Source organism: Pseudomonas sp. H1h (assembly GCF_000633255.1).
In the GTDB taxonomy this organism is placed as follows: domain Bacteria; phylum Pseudomonadota; class Gammaproteobacteria; order Pseudomonadales; family Pseudomonadaceae; genus Aquipseudomonas.
In genome coordinates this window covers 1-310 of record NZ_AYMJ01000078.1, presented here as the reverse complement: position 1 = coordinate 310, position 310 = coordinate 1, and the positions used below count along the sequence as shown (strand labels likewise).

2 tRNA genes are annotated in these 310 nt (G+C 50.0%); both read right to left on the bottom strand.

Features of this window, described 5'->3' with window-relative positions:
* Positions 1-101 precede the first annotated feature (101 nt).
* A tRNA-Ala gene (locus tag U862_RS0129085) sits at positions 102-177 on the bottom strand.
* 28 nt (positions 178-205) lie between these two features.
* Positions 206-282: transfer RNA gene (locus U862_RS0129080), tRNA-Ile, on the bottom strand.
* Positions 283-310: the final 28 nt, after the last annotated feature.

The window sequence follows — 310 nt, the reverse complement described above, 5'->3', positions numbered from 1 at the left end:
CAAATTTTTAAAGAACGATCCAGTCAAAGACTAGAAATCAACATTCACCATCATCACAATGGAATGCTCATTTCTAAGCTTTCAAACTTCAGAAGCAGTGGTGGTGGAGCCAAGCGGGATCGAACCGCTGACCTCCTGCGTGCAAGGCAGGCGCTCTCCCAGCTGAGCTATGGCCCCGTATCTCTACAGGTTTCCCACACAAAATTGGTGGGTCTGGGCAGATTCGAACTGCCGACCTCACCCTTATCAGGGGTGCGCTCTAACCAACTGAGCTACAGACCCAATTTCGGGCTGCTTCTATCGTCTTCTT